Genomic DNA, 2073 nt, shown 5'->3' on the forward strand with positions numbered 1-2073 from the left:
ATTACAACAGCGGTAAATAAGAGCACCAATGCAACTAAGGGTGTCCGTGAAGACTTACAAGGCTTAGGTGACTCGATTGGCGAACTGGGTAATAGCCTTGATGGTATCGAAGAACTGCTTAAAGGCTCTGGTTTCAATTCCCCTTATGGAGATGATGTGCCTGAGCAAATCTTCGCCTCGTCTGATTTCATCGCTATCAATGAAACCATCGCAGAGAAAACCCGCTCAATTGAAGACTACGTTGATGAAATCAAAGGTCTGGTTTCTATCGGTACCAACTTCAATAACGGCTCGTTAAGCGATAGGTCTTTCACCGTTAAAGGCACCAAGGTTGATTCTGGCCTACAGCGTTTTGATGACGTTTCGCCTTACGTTCGCCCTGTCATTCTCTTTATCTGCGCGCTCATTGCGCTCTACATCTTGTTTGGTCAACGGAGTAAATAACGTGGATTTCATTTATTCAGCACTCGATTTTATCGCCAACGTCGGCCAAACCATGGTCGAGTTCATCCAGTACATACCGGATTGGATCATCAATTGCTTTGACTACGCGCAGCTTTGGTTTTTGTCTCTTTGGCTAGAACTAAAAATCTCATCGATTCAGTTAGCGCTGAAAATTGCTCAAACCTTGCTATCAGAGTATGGCGTTTACACGCTGGTTGAATCTCATTTCAATGCGCTCCCTTCTGATGTTCGTTACATCCTCATTCAATACAACGTGACAGGAGGACTACGCATAATTTTCGATGCGTTTGCGACGTCCTTAGTCATGCGTTTCTTTAACTGGTGATTCAATGGCAACTTCATTTAGATATGGCCACGGCGGCTCATATAAATCAGCGTGTGCAGTATGGTTCGACTTACTGCCAGCCCTTCGAGAAGGTCGAGTTTGCATCACCAATATTCATGGTATGCAGCCGCTCGACATTATCGAGAAACGACTGGGTGAAAAGTTTCCGGACAGTGCTCGCCTCATTCGTATCAGCTCGCGTAATCCCGAAGGCTTCGAACTTTGGAAGTACTTTTTCTGTTGGGCTCCGATTGGCGCCTTCATCCTTATTGATGAATGTCAGCAAATCTTCTCGACCAACGCAGGTTTTAAGATGGCCAACATACACAAGCGCCCTTTCACTGACTTTGAGTCTCATCTACCAGAGGGGTTTTCTGAGTTGTTCCACTCACGCTGGCTGACTGTGGACACATCAACGCTAGACAACGGCGAGATAGACGATTGTCAGCGTACACGTTTTGATGAACAAGGACGGATTATCTACCCTGAGAACTTCAACAACGCTTTTATGGAGCACCGCCACTACAACTGGGACATTGTTTTATTAACGCCCGACTTCGCCCAAGTTCCTAAAGAGCTTAAAGGCGTGGCCGAGCTGGCCAAACAACACAAAGGGAAAGACGGGATCTTTTTCTCTAACCGTAAGCCTCGAATCTTAGAGCATGACCCAACACGAACTGTGACCAAACCAAGCAAAGACGATGTGGTTTACAACCTCAAGGTACCGCTTGATGTTCACCTGCTCTACGCCTCTACCGTTACGGGACAAATCACCAAAGCGGGTCTTGGAAAGAACATCTTTCTAAACCCTAAATTCCTAGCCGCTATGGCACTGATAGTACTTTCATTTGGGTATATCACTTATGCAATTATTAATATGGTTTCTGGTTCTGAGGCGTCAACTGAAACAGGAACGCAGCCTTATCAAGCTACGCAGCAAAATCCGGTATCGTCTCCACAAGGTGAAGCTCATCATAACCAAGGTTCTGCGGGTCATCCTGTCGTGGGTTCTGGTCGTTCTAACTGTACGGGCACTGATTGCGGGACTCGGCCTTATCATGACATAGGCACCGTTCCGGCTTGGTTCCCACTATCCAACTCCGAAAGCATCTATGTGTCTGCGGTTGAGCGTTGGCACAAACCCAACTCAATTCGAGTGAGTGTCCATTTTGAGGTGGTAACACCGAGAGGTGTTAGCTATCTCGATGACTCATTTCTTAAAAAGCTTGGGATTCAAATGGATTATCTAGACGACTGCCTTGTTCAGCTGTCTAGCGGTGAAT

2 protein-coding genes and 1 pseudogene are annotated in these 2073 nt (G+C 46.3%); all 3 read left to right on the plus strand.

The features are described from left to right. Positions 1-444: pseudogene (locus tag KIO97_RS26090) on the plus strand (hypothetical protein); the annotation flags it as partial. Between the two features lies 1 nt (position 445). Further along, on the plus strand, positions 446-790 hold the full coding sequence (locus KIO97_RS26095; RefSeq protein WP_021017733.1) for a DUF2523 family protein: 345 nt from the start codon (positions 446-448) through the stop codon (positions 788-790). Between the two features lie 4 nt (positions 791-794). Continuing rightward, positions 795-2073, plus strand: a 1279-nt coding sequence (locus KIO97_RS26100) for a zonular occludens toxin domain-containing protein (protein ID WP_285384366.1), incomplete at its 3' end; no start/stop codon positions are given.

The organism is Vibrio sp. B181a, from assembly GCF_030248375.1.
GTDB lineage: Bacteria > Pseudomonadota > Gammaproteobacteria > Enterobacterales > Vibrionaceae > Vibrio > Vibrio campbellii.